The 22878-nt window shown below is 43.2% G+C and carries 22 protein-coding genes; all 22 read left to right on the forward strand.

Going from position 1 to position 22878, the window contains the following annotated elements; all coding sequences use genetic code 11:
* Nucleotides 1–342 precede the first annotated feature (342 nt).
* Nucleotides 343–909 carry a Crp/Fnr family transcriptional regulator gene (locus JT717_RS26685; RefSeq protein WP_205514320.1) on the forward strand — a complete coding sequence of 189 codons (567 nt, stop codon included), beginning with the start codon at nt 343–345 and terminating at the stop codon, nt 907–909.
* 353 nt (nt 910–1262) lie between these two features.
* Nucleotides 1263–2411, forward strand: a complete 1149-nt coding sequence (locus tag JT717_RS26690) for a hypothetical protein (RefSeq protein ID WP_205514321.1) — start codon at nt 1263–1265, stop codon at nt 2409–2411.
* A gap of 560 nt (nt 2412–2971) precedes the next feature.
* Nucleotides 2972–3433, forward strand: a complete 462-nt coding sequence (locus JT717_RS26695) for a hypothetical protein (RefSeq protein ID WP_205514322.1) — start codon at nt 2972–2974, stop codon at nt 3431–3433.
* Between the two features lie 114 nt (nt 3434–3547).
* Entirely contained in the window at nt 3548–3889 is a 342-nt protein-coding gene (locus JT717_RS26700) for a DUF4134 domain-containing protein (RefSeq protein WP_205514323.1), read from the forward strand.
* 353 nt (nt 3890–4242) lie between these two features.
* A complete protein-coding gene (locus JT717_RS26705) occupies nt 4243–4563 on the forward strand; it encodes a DUF4133 domain-containing protein (protein WP_205514324.1) in 321 nt (106 codons plus the stop codon).
* A 40-nt stretch (nt 4564–4603) separates the two neighbouring features.
* Nucleotides 4604–7063 (forward strand): TraG family conjugative transposon ATPase, encoded by a 2460-nt coding sequence (locus JT717_RS26710; RefSeq protein ID WP_205514326.1) that lies wholly within the window; start codon nt 4604–4606, stop codon nt 7061–7063.
* 260 nt (nt 7064–7323) lie between these two features.
* Nucleotides 7324–7539, forward strand: coding sequence for a hypothetical protein (locus JT717_RS26715; RefSeq protein WP_205514335.1), 216 nt, complete (start codon nt 7324–7326; stop codon nt 7537–7539).
* Between the two features lies 1 nt (nt 7540).
* Nucleotides 7541–8215 (forward strand): conjugal transfer protein TraI, encoded by a 675-nt coding sequence (locus JT717_RS26720; protein WP_205514336.1) that lies wholly within the window; start codon nt 7541–7543, stop codon nt 8213–8215.
* 59 nt (nt 8216–8274) lie between these two features.
* Nucleotides 8275–8916 (forward strand): hypothetical protein, encoded by a 642-nt coding sequence (locus JT717_RS26725; RefSeq protein WP_205514338.1) that lies wholly within the window; start codon nt 8275–8277, stop codon nt 8914–8916.
* Between the two features lie 11 nt (nt 8917–8927).
* Entirely contained in the window at nt 8928–9566 is a 639-nt protein-coding gene (locus JT717_RS26730) for a TerB family tellurite resistance protein (protein WP_205514340.1), read from the forward strand.
* Nucleotides 9567–9618: 52 nt separating this feature from the next.
* A complete protein-coding gene (gene traJ / locus JT717_RS26735) occupies nt 9619–10689 on the forward strand; it encodes a conjugative transposon protein TraJ (protein ID WP_205514342.1) in 1071 nt (356 codons plus the stop codon).
* A 31-nt stretch (nt 10690–10720) separates the two neighbouring features.
* Nucleotides 10721–11338: a conjugative transposon protein TraK gene (traK, locus tag JT717_RS26740; RefSeq protein WP_205514343.1), complete on the forward strand. Its 618-nt coding sequence runs from the start codon at nt 10721–10723 to the stop codon at nt 11336–11338.
* A gap of 2 nt (nt 11339–11340) precedes the next feature.
* Entirely contained in the window at nt 11341–11838 is a 498-nt protein-coding gene (locus tag JT717_RS26745; protein WP_205514344.1) for a hypothetical protein, read from the forward strand.
* 8 nt (nt 11839–11846) lie between these two features.
* A complete protein-coding gene (gene traM, locus JT717_RS26750; protein WP_205514345.1) occupies nt 11847–13139 on the forward strand; it encodes a conjugative transposon protein TraM in 1293 nt (430 codons plus the stop codon).
* A gap of 30 nt (nt 13140–13169) precedes the next feature.
* Nucleotides 13170–13988: a conjugative transposon protein TraN gene (traN, locus tag JT717_RS26755; protein WP_205514346.1), complete on the forward strand. Its 819-nt coding sequence runs from the start codon at nt 13170–13172 to the stop codon at nt 13986–13988.
* A gap of 117 nt (nt 13989–14105) precedes the next feature.
* Complete coding sequence (locus JT717_RS26760) at nt 14106–14873, forward strand: hypothetical protein (protein WP_205514347.1); 768 nt, start codon at nt 14106–14108, stop codon at nt 14871–14873.
* A 64-nt stretch (nt 14874–14937) separates the two neighbouring features.
* On the forward strand, nt 14938–15072 hold the full coding sequence (locus JT717_RS28705) for a hypothetical protein (RefSeq protein ID WP_255553058.1): 135 nt from the start codon (nt 14938–14940) through the stop codon (nt 15070–15072).
* A 167-nt stretch (nt 15073–15239) separates the two neighbouring features.
* Nucleotides 15240–15584, forward strand: coding sequence for a hypothetical protein (locus JT717_RS26765; protein ID WP_205514348.1), 345 nt, complete (start codon nt 15240–15242; stop codon nt 15582–15584).
* Between the two features lie 95 nt (nt 15585–15679).
* Nucleotides 15680–16015: a DNA-binding protein gene (locus tag JT717_RS26770; protein WP_205514350.1), complete on the forward strand. Its 336-nt coding sequence runs from the start codon at nt 15680–15682 to the stop codon at nt 16013–16015.
* Between the two features lie 1618 nt (nt 16016–17633).
* The gene (locus tag JT717_RS26775) at nt 17634–19100 is read left to right on the forward strand and encodes an ATP-binding protein (RefSeq protein ID WP_205514351.1); all 1467 of its coding nucleotides are present in this window, start codon (nt 17634–17636) and stop codon (nt 19098–19100) included.
* A gap of 6 nt (nt 19101–19106) precedes the next feature.
* Entirely contained in the window at nt 19107–21884 is a 2778-nt protein-coding gene (locus JT717_RS26780; protein WP_205514353.1) for a Z1 domain-containing protein, read from the forward strand.
* Nucleotides 21874–22878 carry a PD-(D/E)XK motif protein gene (locus JT717_RS26785; protein ID WP_205514355.1) on the forward strand — a complete coding sequence of 335 codons (1005 nt, stop codon included), beginning with the start codon at nt 21874–21876 and terminating at the stop codon, nt 22876–22878. Before JT717_RS26780 ends, JT717_RS26785 begins: the two co-directional genes overlap by 11 nt.

Genomic DNA, 22878 nt, shown 5'->3' on the forward strand with positions numbered 1-22878 from the left:
TTGCAGCGGACATTCTTAATTACCGGGTTCTTTTTTACTTTGAACAGCATTCTATTATACGATGGACTTAAACATATAGTCTCCTCTCTTAGGAAATAATCGCCACTTTAATGTCAACGGCTATGTTTTTCATCTGAGCACTCATCATAAATAAGCACTTCGAATAATTAATAAATGTTATATGATAGGAATTTCTGAAGCCCCTCTGTAATTTAGGAATTCCATAATAATATTTCAACTTTATATTACCGTTAGTATATGTTTATTTTAATGAAATTATCATAACTGGTAATTTACGATTAGTAAGTTTTAACAGATCGTTTTTTAACTTGAAGACATTCCATGGAAGCCTTATTCAACCTTTTTGATTCTATATATCCAATGAGCAGCGGATTGCAAGATTACCTCTCAACCAATTTGAAATCTCGTAAGTTAAAGAAAGGGGAACTTTTGGTTAAGAAAGGCCATATATGTACAATCGGATCATTTTTGTGCTCGGGCCTGCTTCATTGCTACTATCCAGAAAACGACAGAAAGATTACTTCCTGGTTCTTACAGGAAGGAAAGCTGGCAATAAGCGTCGGGAGCTTTTTTACACAAAAAATAAGTTATGAGACTATAGAGGCTATGGAACCGTGTGAGCTTGTTTATCTGACCTACCAGGAATTGCAAACAGCATATAGTAACTACCTGGAGTTAAACTATATTATTCGTTCACAACTTGAAAGGTATTATATGTTGAAGGAAGAACATACCTTTCAGTTGCAAAAAGTAACGACAACGAAAGACCGATTTGATTGGTTTATAAGTACGTTTCCAGAACTCGTCACCAGGGTGCCTATGCGATATATTGCTTCGTTTTTGGGGGTTACCGAAGAAACCTTAAGTCGTATTCGTAAAAAATCTTGATAAATGTCAAGCTGACCGCAAGTCCTTTAAAATTACTTTTGAATTGTAAAGTTACTATCTGAAGAAAGCTATTATCCATTACTATAGCAATCTTTCTATTTTCAGGTAGATGAATCCACTTGCGGGATTCAAGCCTTCTATAATAGTTTTAATTGGTTACCTGATTAACTGGTTCTGTTTTTAGATAAACGGATAGGCGTTGTTTGTAAACTATTCTAGAGGCTTTTTTTCACTGTACACTGTGATTGCTAACTATAGACCGTCACAAAATGATTCACGGCTAAACTTATATGTAGGCGTATTCTTTTACTTGTCTTTTGCTTGGGTTATATATTGAATGGGCAACAGAATCTATGGAGAGGAAAGCAGAAATATGGCTAAACTTTATCCGAAATGAGATCTCACCAGCGCATTTGTTTGTTCAAATGGCTGAAAGCGTAGATTTTTCTTTCTACCTGAAAAAATCAGCTCAAGCTCGGGAAGATTTTATAAACGGTCTGATAGCCGAAGCGATTAGCCTGAGGAAAGAGTCAGAGATGGAAGTGATCATGACTGGATACCAATCACTTCTTACTTTTTTAATAAATCAAGTTTACGGCTATCTAAGCCAATGCGAAAACCGGCCAGAATTTGAGAAATTATACAAGATTGTTATTACTGATCTGGAGGCCACCCTTGAGTTTGTTCATGTCTATTTTCATAAGTATATTGACCAGGCTGCTTTCGCGCCCGAGAGCCATATAAATATACTCCGTCAAGATCTCCAGCTGCTTGAACCCCAGATCAAGAAAACCTTGGCCGAGTTAGGGGAGAATGCCAAAGAAGGTCAGCAGGTCTTGGCCGAGATTAAAAACATTTGTGCTGGACAACTAAGCTTTAAGCATTATTCCTACCTGAATGACTTTCTGAAGGGCACGGTAGATGCCATTACAGATAATATACCTGTACGTTTTCATTCCCGGCTAATTGATTATTGCATAGTAAAAAATTTCAATTCGTCATCCTTTTTAAAATATTGTTTTGCTTCTTATTCTGAAAAACTATCTTCCCTTCAAACAGGACAAGAAAAAAGGGACTGGTTAAAGCAATTTCAAAAATACCTTTTTCAACTTCCCATACAGCAGCAAGTCGGTTTGTATGCCCATCAACCTGCCGTCCGGGAGTATCTATTAACCTGGGCAGAGCAGGAGCTTTTATACGGTGAAACTGACCAAAAAAAGGAAAGCGCCACAGCAGCAGATACCGTCCCAAAAATCAATACTTCTGTGTCCGTACCTGTTCTGGCACTTTTAACCCGGGTGTTCAAGGAATCGGGTATTATCACCAATACAAATCTTCAGGAACTGTTCCGCTCCGTTTCCGCACATTACACTTCCCAAAGGAGTGAATCCATTTCGCCGGCCAACTTTCACGGCAAGTACTATACGGTCGAAGAATCTACCAAACGTAAGGTCACCGATCTGCTGATGGAAATGGTAAAGGTGGTCAGAAAAATTCCCTGATCTTGCTAGCGCCATCTTTTGGTACCACTCCAGGAACAGTTCCGTTCCATTTCGGGAGATTACACTTATCAAAGGAGCGAATCCATTTCCCCTGCCAACTTTCACGGGCAAATACTATACAGTCGAAGAATCTACCAAACGTAAGGTCACCCATCTGCTGATGGAAATGGTAAAGGTGGTCAGAAAAATTCCCTGATCTTGCTGGCGCCATCTTTTGGTACCCATCCAGGAACTGTTCCGTTCCATTTCCGCACATTACACTTCCCAAAGGAGTGAATCCATTTCGCCCGCCAACTTTCACGGCAAGTACTATACGGTCGAAGAATCTACCAAACGCAAGGTCACCGATCTGCTCATGGAAATGGTAAAAGTTGTCAGAAAAATTCCCTGATCCGGATCTGTTGCTACGTTACACATGGTAACGAGTGTCTTTTTAAAAATACTTCTCTATCATATTCAATGATTTAAAAGGGCTCCTAGGAGCACTAGGTGTGAAAAGCCCTTATTTCTTGTCGTTTCTTTGATCTACCAAAGCGATTCACGAACAAAACTTAAAAACGATGTTACAGAAATTCTCCTGGACAGACTATTGGACGGCGGTGATAGCAGTGGTTGCGGTGTATTATGCGATTGTTTTTCTCCTGTTATACAAAAACGGGTTGTTAAATAAACCTGCAATTAAAAAGCTGGCGCCAACCAGGACCCAATCACAGTCGCCCTCTTCTGTACCAGCGGCTGCCCAGGCCGGAAAGCCCGTTGCAAAGCTAAGTAATCAGGCACAAACGGAAAACCGATTAAAAGATCTCACCGGTGAACTGCTCGGGTTCCTACAAGATATCGCCGGCAAATCCTTTATCAAGGAGGAAATAATTATGGGTCTTCAGATGATTGTACGCGAGTATAAAGAGTTTTTAGAGACAGACTACAGAAGTTACATTGACGAATTCATAAGAATTGAAACAGAAAATCACTGTGCTGTTGATCTGAGTGATGAGGAGATTCAGCGTGTATGGATGGGGTAAGATCTCGGGAAGTGGAGCCACCGGTCCCCCGTCAAGGGGGAACCCGGTTGGTTCACCAGAGTTGCCCAGTGTGTACGGATGATTATTAATCAAATCTAAATAAGCAAGTGAGTTATGAAAATCCGAGTAAAGAATTGCTTAAAAAGCAAAAGGAGGATCGTTTATGCCTCGGCGTCTACAGTGGCGCTACTACTTGTCAGCGCATCGATCTATGCGCAGGATGGGGTTTCAGGTATTAACGAAGCCAATACAAAGGTGCGCAGCTATTATGCTGCGGGAACCAATCTGATGTATGCCTGTGGCGCTGTTGTCGGGCTCATCGGAGCCGTTAAAGTTTTTCAAAAGTGGAACAGTGGTGACCCGGACACGGGACGTGTAGCCGCTGCATGGTTTGGTAGCTGTGTATTCCTGGTAGTCGTGGCCACTGTGATTAAGAGCTTTTTCGGAATCCAATAAACAGTGGTATGAAAAACAAGCTACAGGTGGTGAAGATAAAAAGTCGCCCGGTACCTGTATGACATTGAAGGCAAAAAGTTCATTGCTGCTAACAATCCAAAGTATAGCATTACATTTTCCCGGTTGAAAAATGACAAGGAGGTTGCTCACTTTTATTCAGTCTGCTGATGACATACAGGATCTAAATCTGCGGGCAGTGCATGTGATGATCCGCAAACATGCACTGATGGGGATAAAACCATCCAAGCAGGAGCAGGCATTGCTGAGGGTGCTGCCGCAACCATCCCAGCAAAGACTAAAAAGAACGTAAGCGAAGATCAGAAGCGCGTATGCAAACTTAAAACAGATACTTTATGCAAACCAGCGTATACCAGATCAATAAGGGCATTAACAAACCCGTACAGTTTAAAGGGCTGAAGGCCCAATATATATGGTACCTGGGTGGTGCCCTGTTAGCGCTCCTGGTTCTGTTTGCCATCCTTTTTATTTGTGGTGTTAATACATTCATCTGTTTGGGAATCATTTTAGCGCTTGGCGCCTGTGTAGTATCATATGTCTACAAACTAAGTAATAAGTATGGTGAGTACGGAATGCTGAGAAATATGGCGAAGCGGAGCATTCCCGCCACTGTTAAAAGCTATTCGAGAAAGGAATTTACAGGATTAAAAAAATAATCAGTTCTGCCCACAGCAGTGTGATTGAACACCGCGAGTTATGGAAAAAAAGCTGAAGGAAATCATGCCCATACTGGGTATAGAGAAGGATTGTGTGGTATCGAAGCAGGGTGATGTGACGGTAGCATTTGAGGTGACACTTCCTGAACTCTTCACTTTGAGCGATCAGGAGTATGAGACCCTGCACCAGACGTTTATCAAGGCAATCAAAGTCTTGCCCAGGCAGTGTGTGTTTCACAAGCAGGACTGGTTCTGTGAGGACAGGGTGAAGGCCGATTTTGAGACCGAGGGGAGTTTTTTGGCAAGGAGCAGTGAGCGGTTTTTCATGGATCGGCCTTTCCTGAACCACAGTTGTTACATCATGCTGACAAAAAAGCCGCAGGGCCGCAAAGCTGGTAGTTCGTTACTGTCGAATTTAATTCGCAGCTCTATTGTGCCGCAGGAGTCGGTTAAGCCAAAAGTGCTGCAAGAATTTTTTGATGCCGCCAGCCAGTTCTGCCGAATTCTCGAGGATAGCGGTTTTATATCCTTACGCCGGTTGACGAGCGATGAACTGGCCGGTACCGATGATCACGCCGGTCTGATTGAGCGGTATATGAACCTGCAACCGGGTGGCGAGGGCGTTTATTTAAACGATATCAACTTTCAGGATGGTATTCGGGTGGGCGATAAGTATTGCCAGCTGTATACACTCGCGGACGCTGCTGATCTTCCGTCGCACTGCGGTTCCAGGATCAATTATGACAAGTTTTCGACGGAGCGCACGAAGTTCAGTGTCGGCTTTGCTTCGGTGCTGGGTCAGTTGTTACCCTGTAACCACCTGTACAACCAGTTCATTTTTATCGAGGATCCGCAGAAAACTATGAAGCAGTTGGAAAGCAAACGGCTTAGGCTGCAGTCCTTGTCCGCTTATTCGCGTGAGAACGCGATTGCGCGTGACGCTACAAACGATTTTTTAAATGAGGCCATCAGCCAGCAGCGCTTACCGGTACGGGCACACTTTAACGTACTGGTCTGGACAGAGGAAAAAGAACGGCTGAAGGATCTTAAAAACCTGGTGTCAAGTGCCTTAGCCCAGATGGACGCTGTCCCCAAACACGAAGTGGATGGTGCGCCGCAGATCCATTGGGCGGGCATCCCAGGTAATGGTGGTGATTTTCCCTTGAACGACACATTTGACACGTTTGCGGAACAGGCCTGCTGTTTTTTAAACCTGGAGACAAACTACCGCAGCTCCATCAGCCCTTTTGGCCTTCGGTTTGGAGACCGGCTGACAGGCAGGCCCGTACATACCGATCTTTGGCAGGAGCCAATGGAACGGGGGCTAACGTCCAATCGTAATCTTTTTTGTCTGTCTGGGTCGGGTGGCGGTAAATCCTTTCTGACCAACCATATTGTCCGTTCCTACTGTGAGCAGGGTACCCATGTGCTGATCGTCGATGTGGGGCATTCCTATAATATCACCTGCGGGTTGATGAAGGGGTATTACTTCACCTATGATGAACACAACCCGATCAAATTCAATCCCTTTTTCATTAAAGCAGGCGAAACGCTGGATACCGAAAAAAAAGAATCTATCAAGACCTTGTTACTAGCCCTTTGGAAACGAAGTGATGAAAACTTTAACAGGAGCGAATATGTGGCCCTGTCCAACGCCCTGCAACTTTATTACAACCGGCTAAAAGAGCGCCCGGATTTGTTTCCCTGCTTTGATACGTTTTATGAGTTTCTGCAATCGGACTATATTGATGTGCTCAAGGCAGAACAAGTGAAGGAAAAGGACTTTGATGTTACGAACTTTTTGTACGTGTTGCGGCCATACTACAAGGGTGGAGAGTTCGATTTTTTGCTCAATGCCACCGAAAACCTGGATCTGTTAGACCAGAAGTTCCTGGTCTTTGAACTGGATAACATTAAAGATCACCCGATTTTGTTTCCGGTCGTGACCATAACGATTATGCAAACGTTCATTGAAAAAATGCGAAAGCTGAAGGGAGTGCGGAAAATGATCGTTATTGAAGAAGCCTGGAAGGCCATCGCGCGTGAAGGCATGGCTGAATATATTAAATATTTATTTAAGACGGTCCGTAAGTTCGCAGGGTCGGTGGGCCTGGTAACCCAGGAGATCGAAGACATTATCAGTTCCGATATTATCAAGCAGGCTATCATTAATAACGCCGATGTAAAAATTCTGCTGGACCAATCCAAGTACCAGAACAAGTTTGACCTCATCCAACAGATGCTCGGTATCACTGAAAAACAAAAGGCCGAGATCTTAAGCCTGAATAAATCCCCGGAACCAGGCCGGCGGTATAAAGAACTGTGGGTGGGGTTGGGCAGCTCATATTCCAAGGTGTACCGGCTGGAGGTATCGCGACAAGAATATTTTACTTACACGTCGGACCAAAAAGAAAAACTGCGAGTGCTCGAGGCCGTGGAAAAGTTCGGGGGCGACTACCGGAAGGCCATTGAATATGTAGCCTCACAGAGCGAAAAATAATGTGTCTTTTTCGTGCACCAATGTGGATAAAGAATCTGGCCTTTTTTTAGAAATCAAACACCTTTTTAAAATGAAAGACATAACTCTTAGTCTCGCGATTATCCCATTTCTTACCGCATGTGGCAGCACTACCAGTGACAATGCCGTTAAAGGTTTTATTCCCGGTACATATGTTCGTTCATGCAACAAGCAGATATATGAGAATACAAGTGTCGGTGGCAATGATACACTTCATATAGAAAAACAGACGCAGGCTGGCAGTGAAACATTCCCACGTTGACCGGTCTACACGTATCGCCCGTATCAGGGAAGGCAAAAAGCAACCAGATAAATATGAAACAGAGACCTGGACCTGCACTTACCGCGACAGCGATAAAACCTTATATAGTAGTACCAATACGGGAAGTGTCATTGCATTTGATGTAAAGAACCGCCTTTTAAAAATGGGAAAAATGGAATTTAAAAAAATTGAATGATATGAACAGGAAATTGTGTGTTGTGATCTTGTGTGGGTTGACAATGGTGATCCCAATTCAAAGTAGGGCTCAAGACCCGATCCTGGAAGTAATAAAAGCGGCCGTGGTAAAGGCAATCAAAGCAATGGACTTGCAGATTCAACGGCTGCAAAATGCGACGATCTGGCTGCAGAACGCACAAAAAACGGTGGAGAATACCATGTCGAAGTTAAAATTGGATGAGATCAGTGATTGGGTCCAAAAACAAAAAGATTTATACGATAATTATTTTGACGAACTGTGGCGTGTAAAAAATGCTTTGATCACTTATCATAAGATAAAAGAGATCATTCAAATGCAGGGGCAGATTATAACAAATTACAAAACAGCCTATGCATTGTTCCGGCAGGATAAAAACTTTACACCTGAGGAAATCGACCGGATGTACCAAATGTATTCGGCGATTCTGGAATCCAGCCTTAAAAATATAGATCAGGTGTACCTCGTGATCAATTCGTTTGCAACCCAAATGACCGACGCCAAACGAATGGAGATCATCAACAGGGCAGCGGAAAATCTTGCTATTCATAAACGCGACCTGGATCAATACAATGAACAAAATAAGTTTGTAAGTCTCCAGCGGGCCACGGCTAAAGGTGAGATAGAGGTAGTGAAAAAGCTGTATGGTCTCCAATAACCATCCTGGTTACATATGCGGTGCAGCGAGATATTGTGATAATGTAAAAGCATATAAAAATGAAAAAGTTGGTGTGGGTGCTTACCCTTACAGTAAGTATGCAGGTGGTATATGGGCAAACCTGGAACGAGTGGTTTCGCCAGAGAAGAACGCAGATCAGATACCTGCTCAATCAGATTGCTGCATTAAAAGTGTATACCGATTATTTGGAAAAAGGGTATACCATCGTAAGGGACGGCACCCGGTTAATCGGGGACATAAAACAAGGAGATTTCAATTTACACAAGGGGTATTTTAGTTCTTTACGGTCTGTAAACCCTGCGATAAGAAATTATTCCAGGATCGCCGTTATCCTTTCTGATCAGGCAACGATCGTCCGGCATCTTAATGAGTTTCTGAAGTTCTCCGCTGAAAGCGGCCATTTTTCGACAACTGAGCGCCAGTATATGTCCGCTGTATATCAGAACATCAAATCGGCCTCTCTGCAAAACCTGGGTGATCTTACAAGGGTTTTAACATCCGGTGAAATCGAAATGAAGGATGATGAACGTATAGCGTTTATTGACCGGATTTACGCGGATACAAAGGATCAGCTATCCTTTACTTCTTCCTTTTGCCGCGAGGCCGGCGTCCTGGCTTATCAGCGCGCACAGGCTGCCCGGGAGTCCTTCCTGCTAAAAAAATTATATGGCTTTGAATAAATGTGCAGTGTATGAAAAAGTTGAGCGTGTATCTGTGTGGTTTAGGATTATTCTTGTTGGCGCACCCAACACGCCTGGCTGCCCAGGAGTTTGAAATTCAGCAACTGCTGTTGAATGTTGAAAAGCTGGCCCAGTTAAAGAGTATACTACAAAAAATGTACGATGGTTACGAAATTGTCAGTAAAGGCTATAATACGATTAAAAATATTTCCGAGGGCAACTTCAGTATACATGACCTGTTCCTTCAGAATCTCCTGGGCGTCAGTCCTGCGGTGCAGAAATACAAGCGCGTTGCGGATATTATCCAGTATCAGATCCGTATTGTCAAGGAGTATGAGGCCGCGTACAAACATTTTAAAGACGACAAGAATTTCACGACTGCTGAAATCGAATACATGTCCAGAGTGTACAAAAATCTATTTGACCGCAGTGTCGATAACCTCGATGATCTGCTGATGGTAATTACCGCCGGCAAACTTCGGATGTCGGATCACGAGCGGATCAGAGCGATTGACTCGATTTTTGAAGACATCGAAGATCAGTTGGGATTTCTCAGGCATTTCAACAGTATTGCCTACCTAATGAGTAAGCAGCGGGCCAAAGAAAAAAGTGAAGTGGAAATGTCACGAATTATATCGGGGATAAAATGAGTTGCCAGCAGGGCTGGGACTTGAGGAAGAGAACGCCTAAATCATCAAGTATATGAATAAAACATTTATACAGGCATTGCTGTGTCTTATAGTAATGCTTATTACACCTGCCTTAACGTTTGCTCAGGGAGCTATGGCCGGAGAGATAAAAAGCCTGCATCAGGTACTGGCGGATCTATATAAGGAGATGTACCCGCTTTGCAGGGAGCTCCGTGACGTCGGCAGGGGCATAGCCGGGTTTGCGGCCACCTGGTATATAGCGTATCGAGTATGGGGACATATTGCCCGTGCAGAGCCCATAGACTTTTACCCGTTGCTGAGGCCCTTTGTTATCGGCTTTGCAATTTTAAATTTCACTATGGTCATTGACATGATTCGGTTTGTAATGGAACCCACGGTGTCGGGTACCAGTGCAATGGTGGAGAACTCGAACAAAGCGGTGGCCGAATTACTGAAAATGAAGGAAGCAGCTATAAAGGGAACCGAGGCATGGAAAATGTATGCGGGGCCGAATGGTAGTGGCGACTATGACAAATGGTACAAATACACCCCCAAAGAAGACCAGAGCTGGCTTGGTGATATCGGTAACCGTATCGCCTTCTATTCCGAAAAGGTTATGTATAACTTGCGTAACTCCATAAAGGAGTGGTTAAGTACTGTCTTACAAATTCTTTTTGAAGCCGCTTCACTTTGTATTAACACGATCCGAACATTCTATATGATCCTCCTTGCGATCCTCGGGCCGCTGGTATTTGGCCTTAGTGTCTTCGATGGTTTCCAACATACGTTGAGGGCCTGGCTTGCCCGGTACATTAATTCTTATATGTGGTTACCCGTCGCCAATATATTCGGGGCAATTATCGGCAAGATCCAGGAAAACATGTTGAAGATCGACATCAAGCAGGTATACCAGAACGGCGATACGTCCTTTGGTGCAACGGATACGGCATATATGGTATTTATGGTCATCGGAATTGTCGGTTATTTCTCAGTGCCTACGGTTGCCAACTATATCATACAGGCAGGTGGTGGTGGCAATGCCCTGGGTAATAAATTGATCGCCGCCGGGCAGGCGACAGTAGGTATGGGAAGTAGCCTGGTAAGCCGGCTTACGGGCAGATAAATTATTGAAAGGATTGAAAAATGTGTGAAGGATGTTTAAGCAGTTAAAAAATATCGATAGTGCCTTTCGGCATATCAGGTTGTTCTCCATTTTTCTGATACTTGCATGTGTGTGCATCGCCGGCTATTCGCTGTACACAAGCGAAAAGGTTTTGGAGAAGGCCAACCAGCGCATCTATATTTTGGCGAACGGCAAAGTGCTGGAGGCTGTGGCTTCTGACCGTAGGGAGAATATACCGGTGGAGGCGCGTGACCATGTACGGATGTTTCATCACTACTTCTTCTCCCTCGACCCGGACGAGCAAGTGATCCAGACAAATATTACAAAAGCACTATACCTCGCCGATCAGTCGGCAAAAATCCAGTATGACAACCTGAAAGAAAACAGCTATTACAGTAACCTGATTTCGGGTAATATCAGCCAGGAGATAACGATTGACAGTGTTATGGTGGATATGAATAAGTATCCCGTCTACTTCCAGTGTTACGCCGAGCAGAAGATTATCCGTCCATCTACGATCGTTACCCGCAGCCTGGTAACGGAAGGATACCTGCGTAGCGTAGCGCGAAGCGATCACAACCCGCATGGGTTTTTAATAGAGCGCTGGAAAACCCTCGAAAACAGGGATTTAAAAACTGAAAACCGGTAGCTATGTGGTGGAATCGGAAAAAGAAGCAGGAAAATGGATCGTCTGATGGTCGTTTGTCAGGCAGGATTACAAGTGGTATTAATAATTATGTAGCTGAAAGGCAAAAAAAGCTCGCTGGCTATCTCAATTATAAAACTGAAGGACTCTCTGTCACCGCCAAAAAGCTTTTCCTGCTTGCTGTATGCCTGGTGTTTGGCGGTATGAGCCTGTATTTAGTGGTCAAACCCTTTTGGCATCCGTCAAAACCAGATTCATCGCTGAAGCCACAGGCCATTTCTGTTCCCGAACATGCAAATAAAACCGGGGATGAAAACTTGCATCCACGTATGCTGGTAACCGAGGAAGATATGAAAGAGGTCTGGAACTTCAAACGCTATATGGATAGTCTGAAAAGCTCCGTAAACGGCAAATCCCTTTATGACAGCATACTGAGGGCCAGGCCCGGCCTGATGGACACGGTCGGTATGCTTGAAGAACTGTATTTATTACAACAAAAATGAATGTGAGTATGGAAAACAATGTGCGATCTAAAAAATTACAGAATCAAAAAAAGTTCCTGTTGATGCTGCCTGTTCTGGTGGTGCCGTTTATCACAATGGCGTTCTGGGCCATGGGTGGGGGCGAGGGAAAGCCTACGGGAGCTGTTGCTCAAAAGTCAAATGGCCTCAACCTGAACCTTCCTTCAGCCAATATCAAGGAGAGAGGCCGGGAAGATAAGTTAAGCTTCTATGAAAAGGCGCAGCAAGATGAGCAGAAGGCAGTGGACGCCATTAAAAACGACCCTTACTATCAATTACCCAACCAGGGAACGGCGCGCAGGGATACCAACGAGCTGGCGGGTATGATGGCCCGATATCCCTCGAAGTATACCACCGGCCTTAATCCTTCCCCGGAGCATGGGCCAGGGTACAAAGATCCCAGCGAGGAAAAAATTATGGAACGGCTCTCGATGATCCAGAGCCAGATCGACAAGCCGCAGCGTAGCGCGCCTCCCCCGAGTGCTGATTACTTGAAAGAAACGACGCCTATTTCCGGTGATGTGGACCGGCTGGAGGCGATGATGAATATGATGAAGGATCGCCCGCAGGACGATCCGGAAATGGAGCGTATCGAGGGAATGCTCGATAAAGTAATGGATATACAACACCCCGACAGGGTGAGGGAGCGACTCAAGGAAAAGTCGCTACAGCAGAAAAAAACGGTGTTCTCCGTTAGCCGGTATGACGATAGCAAAAAGGTGTCCCGGTTTGGAATAAAAGATACAGGCGATAAAAAGAAGCAGCCTCGGCCGTCCGGTTTTCATGGTGTCACTGAGCCTGACGCTGCTCAGCATTCCAACAACGCCATTGAAGCGGTTGTGCATGAAACGCAGACCCTGGTGAACGGTTCAGTTGTAAAATTCAGGCTGCTGAACGACATCTATATTGCGGGCACACTGATACCTAAAGACAATTTTGTATATGGTAGCGCCGCCCTCAATGGCGAAAGGCTGGAAATAACCATCAACTCTATTCGCTACCGGCAATCCGTTTTTCCCACCGCACTGGAGGTACACGACATAGATGGCATGGCCGGCGTATACGTACCCGGTAGCATTATCCGGGACGTGGCCAATCAATCTGTAGATAACAGCATGCAGGGCCTTGAAATGGCCAGCTTGAATCCCAATATTGGTGTTCAGGCGGCCAAGGCTGGTATTTCTGCGGCGAAAAACCTTTTAAGCCGAAAAGTACGCCTGGTGAAAGTGACGGTAAAAGCTGGCTATAAGGTGCTGCTAGTTAGTAAAAACGATCAACAGTAACATAGATCATCAATCTTAAATAACCATTATATGAAACAATTCGTGATGTTGATTTTTGTGTGTTCGATTTCTTTGTTTGCATTATCCCAACCGGTGGCCTTACGCATGGGAATTACCACTGACAAGACGACCAGTCTGCTATTCCCGGCCGCTATCCGCCATGTGGACCTGGGCACGCCGGATGTGCTTGCCCAGCAGGTAAAGGAGGCCGAAAACCTGCTGCTCGTGAAAGCGGGTCAGGCTGACTTTAAAGAAACAAACCTGACGGTGGTAACAGCTGATGGACGACTTTACTCTTTTAAGGTGGTATATGACCCGAGTCCCTCCATGCTGGTCCACCGGCTGTCCGCCTGCGCTGCTGCTAACAATGCGGACATCACATTTCAGGGTGAGCTCCTGAAACCGCAGGATCTGGAAGCGTATTGCAAGGGCATCCTGGATAACCACCGCACCATGCGTGGTATTGCAGATGCGAGTTGGGATGTAATGGCACGGGTGGATGGTATCTATATAAAGGATAATGTCATTTTTTATCAGTTGCTTCTTTTTAACCAGTCTACCATTAACTATGATGTTGATTTTATCCGGTTTTACATCCGCGACAAAAAGAAAAGTAAACGTACCGCCAATCAGGAATTAGAGGTGAAACCACTTCATGTTGCAGGCAATACGACATCGGTAGAAGGCATGAGTCGCAGCATCGTGTCATTCGCTTTGCAAAAGTTCACCTTACCTGACGCCAAGTACCTGGCTATCGAGATCATGGAAAAAAATGGTGGGCGCCATTTAAGGCTGAGAGTGAACCACCGCAAAATTGTTCGTGCCCAGGTACTTCCCAACTTGCAATAACGGGTTCAGGACTACTACTCTGGCCGGCACTTTCCACTACTGCATCAAGCGGATTCTGGGGTGATCGCCTGCAAAAGTCCTCCATTGAAATTTTTTTCCTCTTTAAATCACAAGAATATGGATCATAAGTTAGAACAGCTCAGGCAAACTGCACCTGTGATTGAAAACAGGGTAGGGCTTGCCCTTACCGTAGAACGGCTTCAGCAGCAAGTAAATGCTATTGGTCTTGAGAGGGATGTTCGGTCCGCATTAGAAAGCAACATTCAAAAGGATACCGACCGGTTTAACCTTTCTTTAGAAACTGAAAGCGGCGGCGATAAGCTCGGTATCAAACTACATTTTATAAATCAGGGCTCCAGTTTCGATTTCCCCGGTTATGATGTAACCTTACTTCATCATACGCCGATCGCCCACCGGCAGATCAATGGTGTTGACACCCGGGAGCTGGACCACCGGATGAAAAATGCAGATTGGTATTACAGTATAGCTGAAAGCCAAGAGAAGTTAATCAACGGCTTTAAGAATTCGGAGGCTATCGAATTGGATTTACGACTACTATCCCGGAATGAACAAGGAACGATCCTGGCCGCGCAACTTTGGAACAACCATGTTCCGTTGAATACCATAGCCAAGCCGGACTTCATTGCCGCTATCGAAGCTGCCCATGATCTTTACCCTAAAAGCTCATTTCCTGCCGACATTAAAATTTCGCAGGCTCATGAAATTCTCAAGGCGCAGTATCAGGAACAACAGCTAAACCGCGAGCGCCCCTCTATCCGGCCTGAGTACGCCTTCTGTGAGAATGAAAAGAAAAATCATATGACCTCGAAAGCAGAAACGCCTGCCAAAGAAACAAAGCATAAGCACCGCCGTAGGTTGCAGTAGCCGAAGGCGTATTGTCCAGGGGCTGGAGCGTGAAAATGATTAAGTGATAATTAAAATTATATGTATGATAACTCCCGCTGAATATATAGCCAGTGAATTTAAGAAAGTTGGTAAGGCAGATGCCTTTACTGCTAAATTGGCGGAGCAGATCAAAAACGGCGTTCCCTATATAAAACATCCTCACACCTTCGTAGAATAAGGATGGCAATAAAGGAAGGGCCTTGAGAGTGATTTCCCTGATTTTAATAAGGCGAAGGAAGCCGAAGCATCTTTGGTCAAAGCACAAAGAAATACTTATTGACAGAATTTCAAAACCAAGGCACCGCATCAAGATGTAGGACAACACACTGGATAACACTTTTGGTCATGGATATGATCAAACTTAATTACAAGATTATGAAAGAGTACAAAGAATACTTAAAAGACGTTAACACGCTTTTGATCGAATTTTTAAGGGCGGCGGCTGAAGATCCCCGGATCGGTCCCGTACATATTAGTCTTTATGTGGCTATCCTGCATCAATATAAACTACAGGAATATAAGCTGCCGATTTCTGTATATAGCAGGGATTTGATGCGCCTGGCAAAAATTTCTGCATCAAACACTTATCACAAGTATATTCAGGAATTGCATCGCTATGGCTTCATACAGTACCTCCCTTCGTATAACCCAGTATCGGGCAGTTCGGTGTACCCGATCAAAATCAATTAGGCTAGCCTTACTCTAAAGTAGCAGTTACGAGATTGTTAGACGTCTGCTCCGCCGGATTCAAAGCGCCTTCATTAGGAATAACAAATTTTTGTACAGTGAATTTGAAAGTGATGGGTAGTTCTGAAACACCTATATTAATTTCTATTGAGACGGACAAATTTTGGGCGCAGGTACGAAGCATAGTTCGGGAAGAGCTGCAGTCCCTCATTGCATACAATAAACTGCCTCAAAAAAGTCCGAAAGATCAAGATAGGAATGACATTCAATACAAACCGCTCTATGACATGAAGGAAATGCGGCAACTATTTAGCAACGTAAGTCGTACAACGATTTATGAATGGGTCAAATGCGGAAAACTTAAGCTAAAGAAAATGAAGGGAAAAATTTATTTTTTATGGTCAGATATAGAGGTGTTATTAAAGCAGTTGTAGGCGCACATCCAATTCATGCTGGCAGCTTGCGAAAAGCAGCTCATCGAGCGAAACTTTTGAATTGCCAAAATGCATACTTTGGAAACAGAATGCCAATATCTTTTCCACCTTCCATACCCTGAAATTACCACAAGTTCCTGAGTATTAGAAATTTGAAAATCAGAGAATAATACGAGAATTAGGTTCAAATTATTGTCTCAATTTCATTTCAAGTGCATCCAGGATTTTGGCAAAGCCGACGTATCGAATAAGCTTATGACTAATGGTAGTATGCTTAGCGCGTTGGAAGCGCTGATTGGCAAATAAATGTAATTCCGGTCATGACCTCGTATAAGAGCAAAGGACCTGGAGTATCATACTGTTATTTTCTTTGGTTGGAAGACGGTGGGTTTTGGACGTATCGTTAACCTGGTTTTGTAGCACTTTCAAGAGCGAAATACAGGGTTTATTTAATTTTTGTAAGAAGCGCACGTTTACCTACAGGCAGCAAACGTCCGTTGATATTGAAAGAATACATGCGTTGCTAAAAGCATTTCCGTATGTTGAGAATAATACGAGAATTTAAGTTCAAATTATTGTCTCAATTTCATTTCAAGTTCCCAGGATGATGGAAAAGCCGACGTTTGCTGTGTCCTTGAAAAGAAACCTTTGCATTTTCAACTCCTTTAAGCATTTCAGCACGCTGTTTAGCCGAAAGACTGGATAGTCTATACAACGTGGAGTGGTTCTGTTTAATTTGTCTTTGTCTGAGCCATCGAGCTTATTAAGGAGTGCTACCGATTGCTCATTGGCAGGAAGTAACGGTGTGTTACTTATTCTAGAGCTGACGCAATATATAATAATAAGCGTAGGCGCCTGGAACTGTCTGCGTTTACACTAGTATGTTTTTTTCTACTTGCATTGCCAACTTTTCCTGTTCGCTAGTACCTACTTCCACGATGGGCAAGAATTTACAAACAAAATAAACGCCGTTAGACTAAATAAAGCAGGTACCTAACGCAAGCCGGCTGTAGTAGTGTAGTGTAAATGATACGGGCAAAGGCCACGAAAATGCCAAACAAGCTGGAGGAACTTCTCATGTTAAACAATAAAATTGATCTTTAGATGTTAATATCCAGGTGTGCTCACCTGTTAGGAAGTATCCCATACACCTCAAATTGAATCTTCACATATAACGGTTTTATTTAAAGTTATAAAAATTAACTCGATCAGTATTATGCTGGCTCAAAAGAAAACTAAATCCGGTAGTTACTTTGCGGTTCGGCCTAACTTTTTTATTTCAATACAGTTTAACACTGTAAAAACGGAAATGACTACATTTTTTAAAATGAAGGTTTTAGTTTTCAAATGCTCATAACTGTTACTTTGAAATAACTATAAAATGCAATGAAATTGTTTTCATAACAAGGGAACATATTATGCTAACGTATAATATTATTTGGTCAGGCTGTGTCGTTCCCCGTTCAGGCTTCGCATGTAATGTAGGGTTACTTAAATTGAACAAAACTTGATTTATGTCAAGCCCTTTATGCTTTCATATTGGGCAAATTATTTATAACTTAAAGCGCTGATAATCCGAAACCCTAAAGCACTATAATCTAAACCCCTTTTACTTAAAATGAAAGTAAACGGCCATGCCGAACAGTATGACATTGTAAGACCTGATCCCGGGAGCCTGCTTCAGTCTGCAAGATCATTTGGATATTCCATTGAAACTGCAATCGCCGATCTGATTGATAACTGTATTACGGCAAAAGCAAATCAGGTAAAAATCAACTACGGGATTGATCAATATTCGTCATTCGTAAGAATAGAGGATGATGGTACCGGTATGAATGAAAAGGAATTGTTAAATGCCATGAAAGTCGGTAGTGTGAACCCCCTTATTAAAAGAAATGAGGAGGATTTAGGGCGGTTCGGTCTGGGATTGAAAACAGCCTCGTTTTCCCAGTGCAGGCGCCTGACAGTAAAAACCAGGGATCAGTCAGGAAAAGAGTTCATACGTTGCTGGGATCTGGACCTGGTAGCCAAAGAACAGGATTGGGTACTTCTTCGTACATATGCCGATAAAACTTCTGAAACTAATACTGGTGAATTCACCATGACCGGATCAGGGACAATCATTTTGTGGGAGAAACTTGACCGGTTGGTGGAATCAATGGAAAGTAATGCTGACAAAGAGCATTTTTACCGAAAATTTGAAAATGTCCGCAGGCATCTCGGGTTGATCTTTCACCGGTATATTGAAAACAGGCTTATCTTAATATCTGTTCTGGGAGATGAGATAGAACCAATCAATCCCTTCCATATTTCTCCCGCGTATCCATCCACGGAGCTGGCAGAGGAACATTTGTCCATCAAAGGCCAACACATTCAGATTCAGCCTTTTATTCTTCCTCATGAATCAAAATTACAGGAAAAGGACCGCAGAAACCTGGAAATTATAAGAGGATGGACTGAACATCAGGGCATCTTTCTTTACAGAAATAAGCGGTTGATTTCCGATGGTTCATGGCTTGACCTTGAATTCAAAAAAAAGGAAAATCAGCGCCTTTGCAGAATAAGAATTGATATTCCCAATACGCTGGATCAGGAGTGGCAGATAGATGTAAAAAAAGCATCTGCAAAAATTCCTGATAACATCCGCAAAAGGGTTAAAAGAATCTGCATGGCCTCCATCGAGAAAGCTGTTAAGGTATACACACACAGGGGCGCCTATTTAAAGCGGAAAAGCGGGCAAAAGGAAATCACTTATCTGTGGATGGCAAAACAAAAGCAGGGAAAAAAATATTATGAGCCCAATAAGGCACATCCCCTGTATAAACTCATAGCGGAGTATCTCCAGGATAATGCAACTGTATTCAACGATTATATGACACTGATAGGGGAGACTTTACCTGTTAACCTCATAGTATCAGATTTTGCAGATCCGTCAGTCATTATGAAGGATTTTTTTGAAGATTCAAAAGATGACCTGAAAGAAATTTATCATAATGCGCTCTGCGCGTTGACAGATAACGGAATGCCTGAAAATGAAGCCATAGAAAAGCTAAAAAAACTGGATTGTTTTCAACCATTAAATTAATGTAAGATGAGCCGGCCATATAATAACATAAAAAGCATCGTCAAAGATATGTATGAGTTGTTTAAGGATTCGAAGCCTTACGGGCAGGCCATAGAATCTGCTATAGATACTGTTATTGCCGGGCTTGAATATACCGCAATTATCCACCCCAATATGGTGTTTGGTTCAAAGCAGGATATCAAAGACCTGCTTATGTCTGAACTTCAGTATGAAGTAATTATTAATCAGGGGATTGAGGCCGGCGATTACAGCTCGCTTACCGACTACGAAAATCACATCCCGTGGTACCGCGAAAAAATTGCATCAGATGAGATCCGGTTCAGGTTCTGGAAGCGGTACAAAAAATACCTGATCAATATAAAAGGCTGGTCGTCAGTTACTGCAGACCGGCTTGATGAGATTACTGATGATATTCTGGAAAGACTGGAAGATCCCACCGTGAAAAACAGGCCATTTGACAGAAGAGGGTTGGTTGTAGGATATGTACAATCAGGTAAAACCGCCAATTTCACCGGATTGATTAATAAATCCATCGACGCCGGATACAGGGTTATAGTTGTGCTGAGCGGGTTACATAAAAACCTCAGAAGCCAGACCCAGATGAGAATAGATGAAGAGGTGATAGGAAGGGATACCAGCGATCAGGCACAGGTAAAAAAAATTGGCGTGGCTACGCTGCCGGGCGAAGGGTATATTAATGTCGATACATTCACAACGCAGGATGACCGCGGTGATTTCTCCAGAAGCTTTGCTTATCAGGTAGGTGGTATTCAGCCAGGTTCCGACAGGCCAATGATCCTGATTATAAAAAAGAATGTTTCTGTGCTTGGTAATCTTATCAGATATTTTCGTGAATGCCTGGATACCCTGGGAGATGAATATGTGCTGCACCCCGAAGGTCGTGAACCGGTTATAAATAATCTTCCCCTGCTTTTAATCGATGATGAAGCAGACCAGGCGACTCCCAATACGAGGGCGCCCAAAAATGATAACGGTGAACTGGATCCTACAGCCATCAACGGAAAAATCAGGGAACTGCTCAATCTGTTTAATCAGAAGTCTTATGTAGGATATACCGCTACTCCTTTTGCCAACATATTTATTCACCCCGAGACTGACCATTCAAAGTATGGGAAGGATTTATTTCCTTCTTCTTTTATAATTTCAATGGAAGCTCCTTCCAGTTATTTTGGTCCGGTACGTGTGTTTGGTCTGAATGACAGTGATACAGAAAGAGGGTTGCCGATTCACATATCTGTAACGGACGCACCTCTTTCCGGCTCCACCGCAATGCCGCCGGGGCAACGTTCAACCGGAAGACCGGACCGTATGCCGGATTCAATGAAAGAGGCTGTCAGGTCCTTTATTATCAGTTCTGCCATAAGGAGACTGCGGCAACAGGGGAACAAACATAATACCATGCTGATTCATTGTACCCGATTAAATGAAATTCAGAATACCATCGGTGTGTACGTTGAAGAAGAATTTAATCGTTTACGCCACGGGATTATTAATAATGACCCGGATGTGCTGGAAGAATTCCGGACGCTTTTTGAACGTGACTATGTAAGAATCACGGCTCAGATGCAGGGCGCCCCGAATACATGGGAGGAAGTAAAAGTAAACCTGGAGCCTGCCGTGCTAAAAATGGAAAGACGGCCTCACATTATTAACGGCAGTGCCGGTGATATCCTTGATTATAAAAGTAAAGAAACTTCCGGCCTGAGTATTATTGCTATCGGTGGTGATAAACTCTCCAGGGGGCTGACGCTTGAAGGATTGACTGTAAGCTATTTTACGAGGGCAAGTACGCTGTATGATACGCTCATGCAGATGGGACGTTGGTTTGGCTACAGAATTGGTTTTGAAGACCTGTGCAGAATTTATACAACAAACGACCTGTTCAGCTGGTACCGGCACATCTCAACTGCTTTCGAAATGCTGAAAAAGGAGTTTCTGGAAATGAGCAGACACAAATCCACTCCGATGGATTTTGGATTGAGGGTGTTATCGCATCCGGATATGATGGCTACCAGTGCAATGAAAATGAGGCATTCTGTGGATTTGCCATTAAGCTATAAAGGAAAATTAACAGAAACCCATACACTATCGGAAGAAAGATCAATTCTGATAAAGAATTATAATGCGGTTGAATCATTTATCAGTTCTCTTCTGGGTTCATTTGCCTATAAAACAGAAAAAAGTACTTACCTGTGGACCGGAATACCCCGGGATCTAGTTATTGCTTTCCTTAAAGAATACATATCCTATAAAGGAGCGCCCGCTTCCAATACCGGAAGGATTGTTGAATTTATAGAGGAACAGAAAAAAGGAAACAATACCAATGACATACTCGATATCTGGAATGTGGCGTTGGGATCATTAAAAAGAGTATCTGATGATGATTCTTATATTACAATATCCGGATTAAAGATTAAACCTTTTACCCGGTCAGTTAAGGAGCCAATCAAAAACAATAAGTTATATATCAAAAAGCTGGTAGATCCTGAAGATGAAAAGATAGATTTTGAGGTAAAGCCAACAGCAACAAGCGGAGAGCTGAGGCAAATGGCGCCGAGGTTCAACAGGCCATTGATTACTATCTACCCTTTAATAATTGAAAATTACAAAGAGACTGATGAAAGCCAACCCGGACTATTGACATTTGAGAAAATGCCATTCGGGTTTGCCATCAGCTGGCCCAACAATAATGGCCTGAAAGAGTCTACGTATAATGTTAACAGTGTTTATGAAGAACTCGAACTGGCAAACTATGAAGATTGACTATAAAGCTATCTGGGATTCCATTAACGCAGCATCGGGGAAAAACGCTGCAACGCCGCAGATGGCACGACGTATACCTGGCAACGGCGTATTTGATGTCTTTCTGGCAACAGATGTCCATAAAAATATCAGGTTGTTATATGTGAGAATCGAAAATGAAAATGATATTACAATTGATAATCTGCCCAACCTGAAAGGTCTTAAAATAACAACGACTGTAACCTCTATTGCCAGTATCAGAAATGCGTTATTCCTGACATTTACACAATCAATACTTAGCGCCGGTAACATTTTTGAACTGGTTATATCCGATCTGTGTGACAGAATAATCAGCCTTAAGCATAAACGGGACTTATCTCCCGCTGTAATAAATACACTGTATGAGTGGGAATTGTTCTTTGAAAAACAGGAGAGTGAATTGCTTTCTCCAGAAGTTCAGAAGGGGCTTGTGGGGGAGTTGTTTTTTCTGAAAGATTACCTGTTCCGGAAATATCCGTTTGCTGAATCCATCCGTTACTGGACAGCTCCTGATGTTACCAATCATGATTTTCAGATATTAAATAAAGCGGTTGAACTGAAGACAACATCCGGTAAACAACACAAAAAGTTCAATGTTTCTTCTGAAAAGCAACTTGATAACACAGGACTTGAGCATCTCTATCTTTCGCTTTTTTCTTTGAATCTTCACCAGAACATGCCCGGCAAAACCTTACCGGAACTTATTCATGACATATACTTACAGATAAGTGAGGATCCCTTGGCCACTTACCATTTTCAGCTGAAACTCACTAAATATGGTTACCTGGAAGCTGATGCGGAAAAATATACAACGGGATTTTCTTTATCAGAAATGAGGTTTTTCGAAATAACAGAAGGATTTCCAAGACTGCTTGGCAGGCATCTGCCCGATGGGGTCGGAGATCTGGAATATTCGGTAGCAGTTGCCGCATGCACCCCATATGAAATTAAAACTGATATTTTAACTTATATATAA

Source organism: Longitalea arenae (assembly GCF_016924755.1).
GTDB lineage: Bacteria > Bacteroidota > Bacteroidia > Chitinophagales > Chitinophagaceae > Niastella > Niastella arenae.

Coding starts and splice junctions, on each gene's coding strand:
- JT717_RS26685 (WP_205514320.1), top strand. CDS start 343: ATGGAAGCCTTATTCAACCTTTTTGATTCTATATATCCAATGAGCAGC.
- JT717_RS26690 (WP_205514321.1), top strand. CDS start 1,263: ATGGAGAGGAAAGCAGAAATATGGCTAAACTTTATCCGAAATGAGATC.
- JT717_RS26695 (WP_205514322.1), top strand. CDS start 2,972: ATGTTACAGAAATTCTCCTGGACAGACTATTGGACGGCGGTGATAGCA.
- JT717_RS26700 (WP_205514323.1), top strand. CDS start 3,548: ATGAAAATCCGAGTAAAGAATTGCTTAAAAAGCAAAAGGAGGATCGTT.
- JT717_RS26705 (WP_205514324.1), top strand. CDS start 4,243: ATGCAAACCAGCGTATACCAGATCAATAAGGGCATTAACAAACCCGTA.
- JT717_RS26710 (WP_205514326.1), top strand. CDS start 4,604: ATGGAAAAAAAGCTGAAGGAAATCATGCCCATACTGGGTATAGAGAAG.
- JT717_RS26720 (WP_205514336.1), top strand. CDS start 7,541: ATGAACAGGAAATTGTGTGTTGTGATCTTGTGTGGGTTGACAATGGTG.
- JT717_RS26725 (WP_205514338.1), top strand. CDS start 8,275: ATGAAAAAGTTGGTGTGGGTGCTTACCCTTACAGTAAGTATGCAGGTG.
- JT717_RS26730 (WP_205514340.1), top strand. CDS start 8,928: ATGAAAAAGTTGAGCGTGTATCTGTGTGGTTTAGGATTATTCTTGTTG.
- traJ (WP_205514342.1), top strand. CDS start 9,619: ATGAATAAAACATTTATACAGGCATTGCTGTGTCTTATAGTAATGCTT.
- traK (WP_205514343.1), top strand. CDS start 10,721: ATGTTTAAGCAGTTAAAAAATATCGATAGTGCCTTTCGGCATATCAGG.
- JT717_RS26745 (WP_205514344.1), top strand. CDS start 11,341: ATGTGGTGGAATCGGAAAAAGAAGCAGGAAAATGGATCGTCTGATGGT.
- traM (WP_205514345.1), top strand. CDS start 11,847: ATGGAAAACAATGTGCGATCTAAAAAATTACAGAATCAAAAAAAGTTC.
- traN (WP_205514346.1), top strand. CDS start 13,170: ATGAAACAATTCGTGATGTTGATTTTTGTGTGTTCGATTTCTTTGTTT.
- JT717_RS26760 (WP_205514347.1), top strand. CDS start 14,106: ATGGATCATAAGTTAGAACAGCTCAGGCAAACTGCACCTGTGATTGAA.
- JT717_RS28705 (WP_255553058.1), top strand. CDS start 14,938: ATGATAACTCCCGCTGAATATATAGCCAGTGAATTTAAGAAAGTTGGT.
- JT717_RS26765 (WP_205514348.1), top strand. CDS start 15,240: ATGGATATGATCAAACTTAATTACAAGATTATGAAAGAGTACAAAGAA.
- JT717_RS26775 (WP_205514351.1), top strand. CDS start 17,634: ATGAAAGTAAACGGCCATGCCGAACAGTATGACATTGTAAGACCTGAT.
- JT717_RS26780 (WP_205514353.1), top strand. CDS start 19,107: ATGAGCCGGCCATATAATAACATAAAAAGCATCGTCAAAGATATGTAT.
- JT717_RS26785 (WP_205514355.1), top strand. CDS start 21,874: ATGAAGATTGACTATAAAGCTATCTGGGATTCCATTAACGCAGCATCG.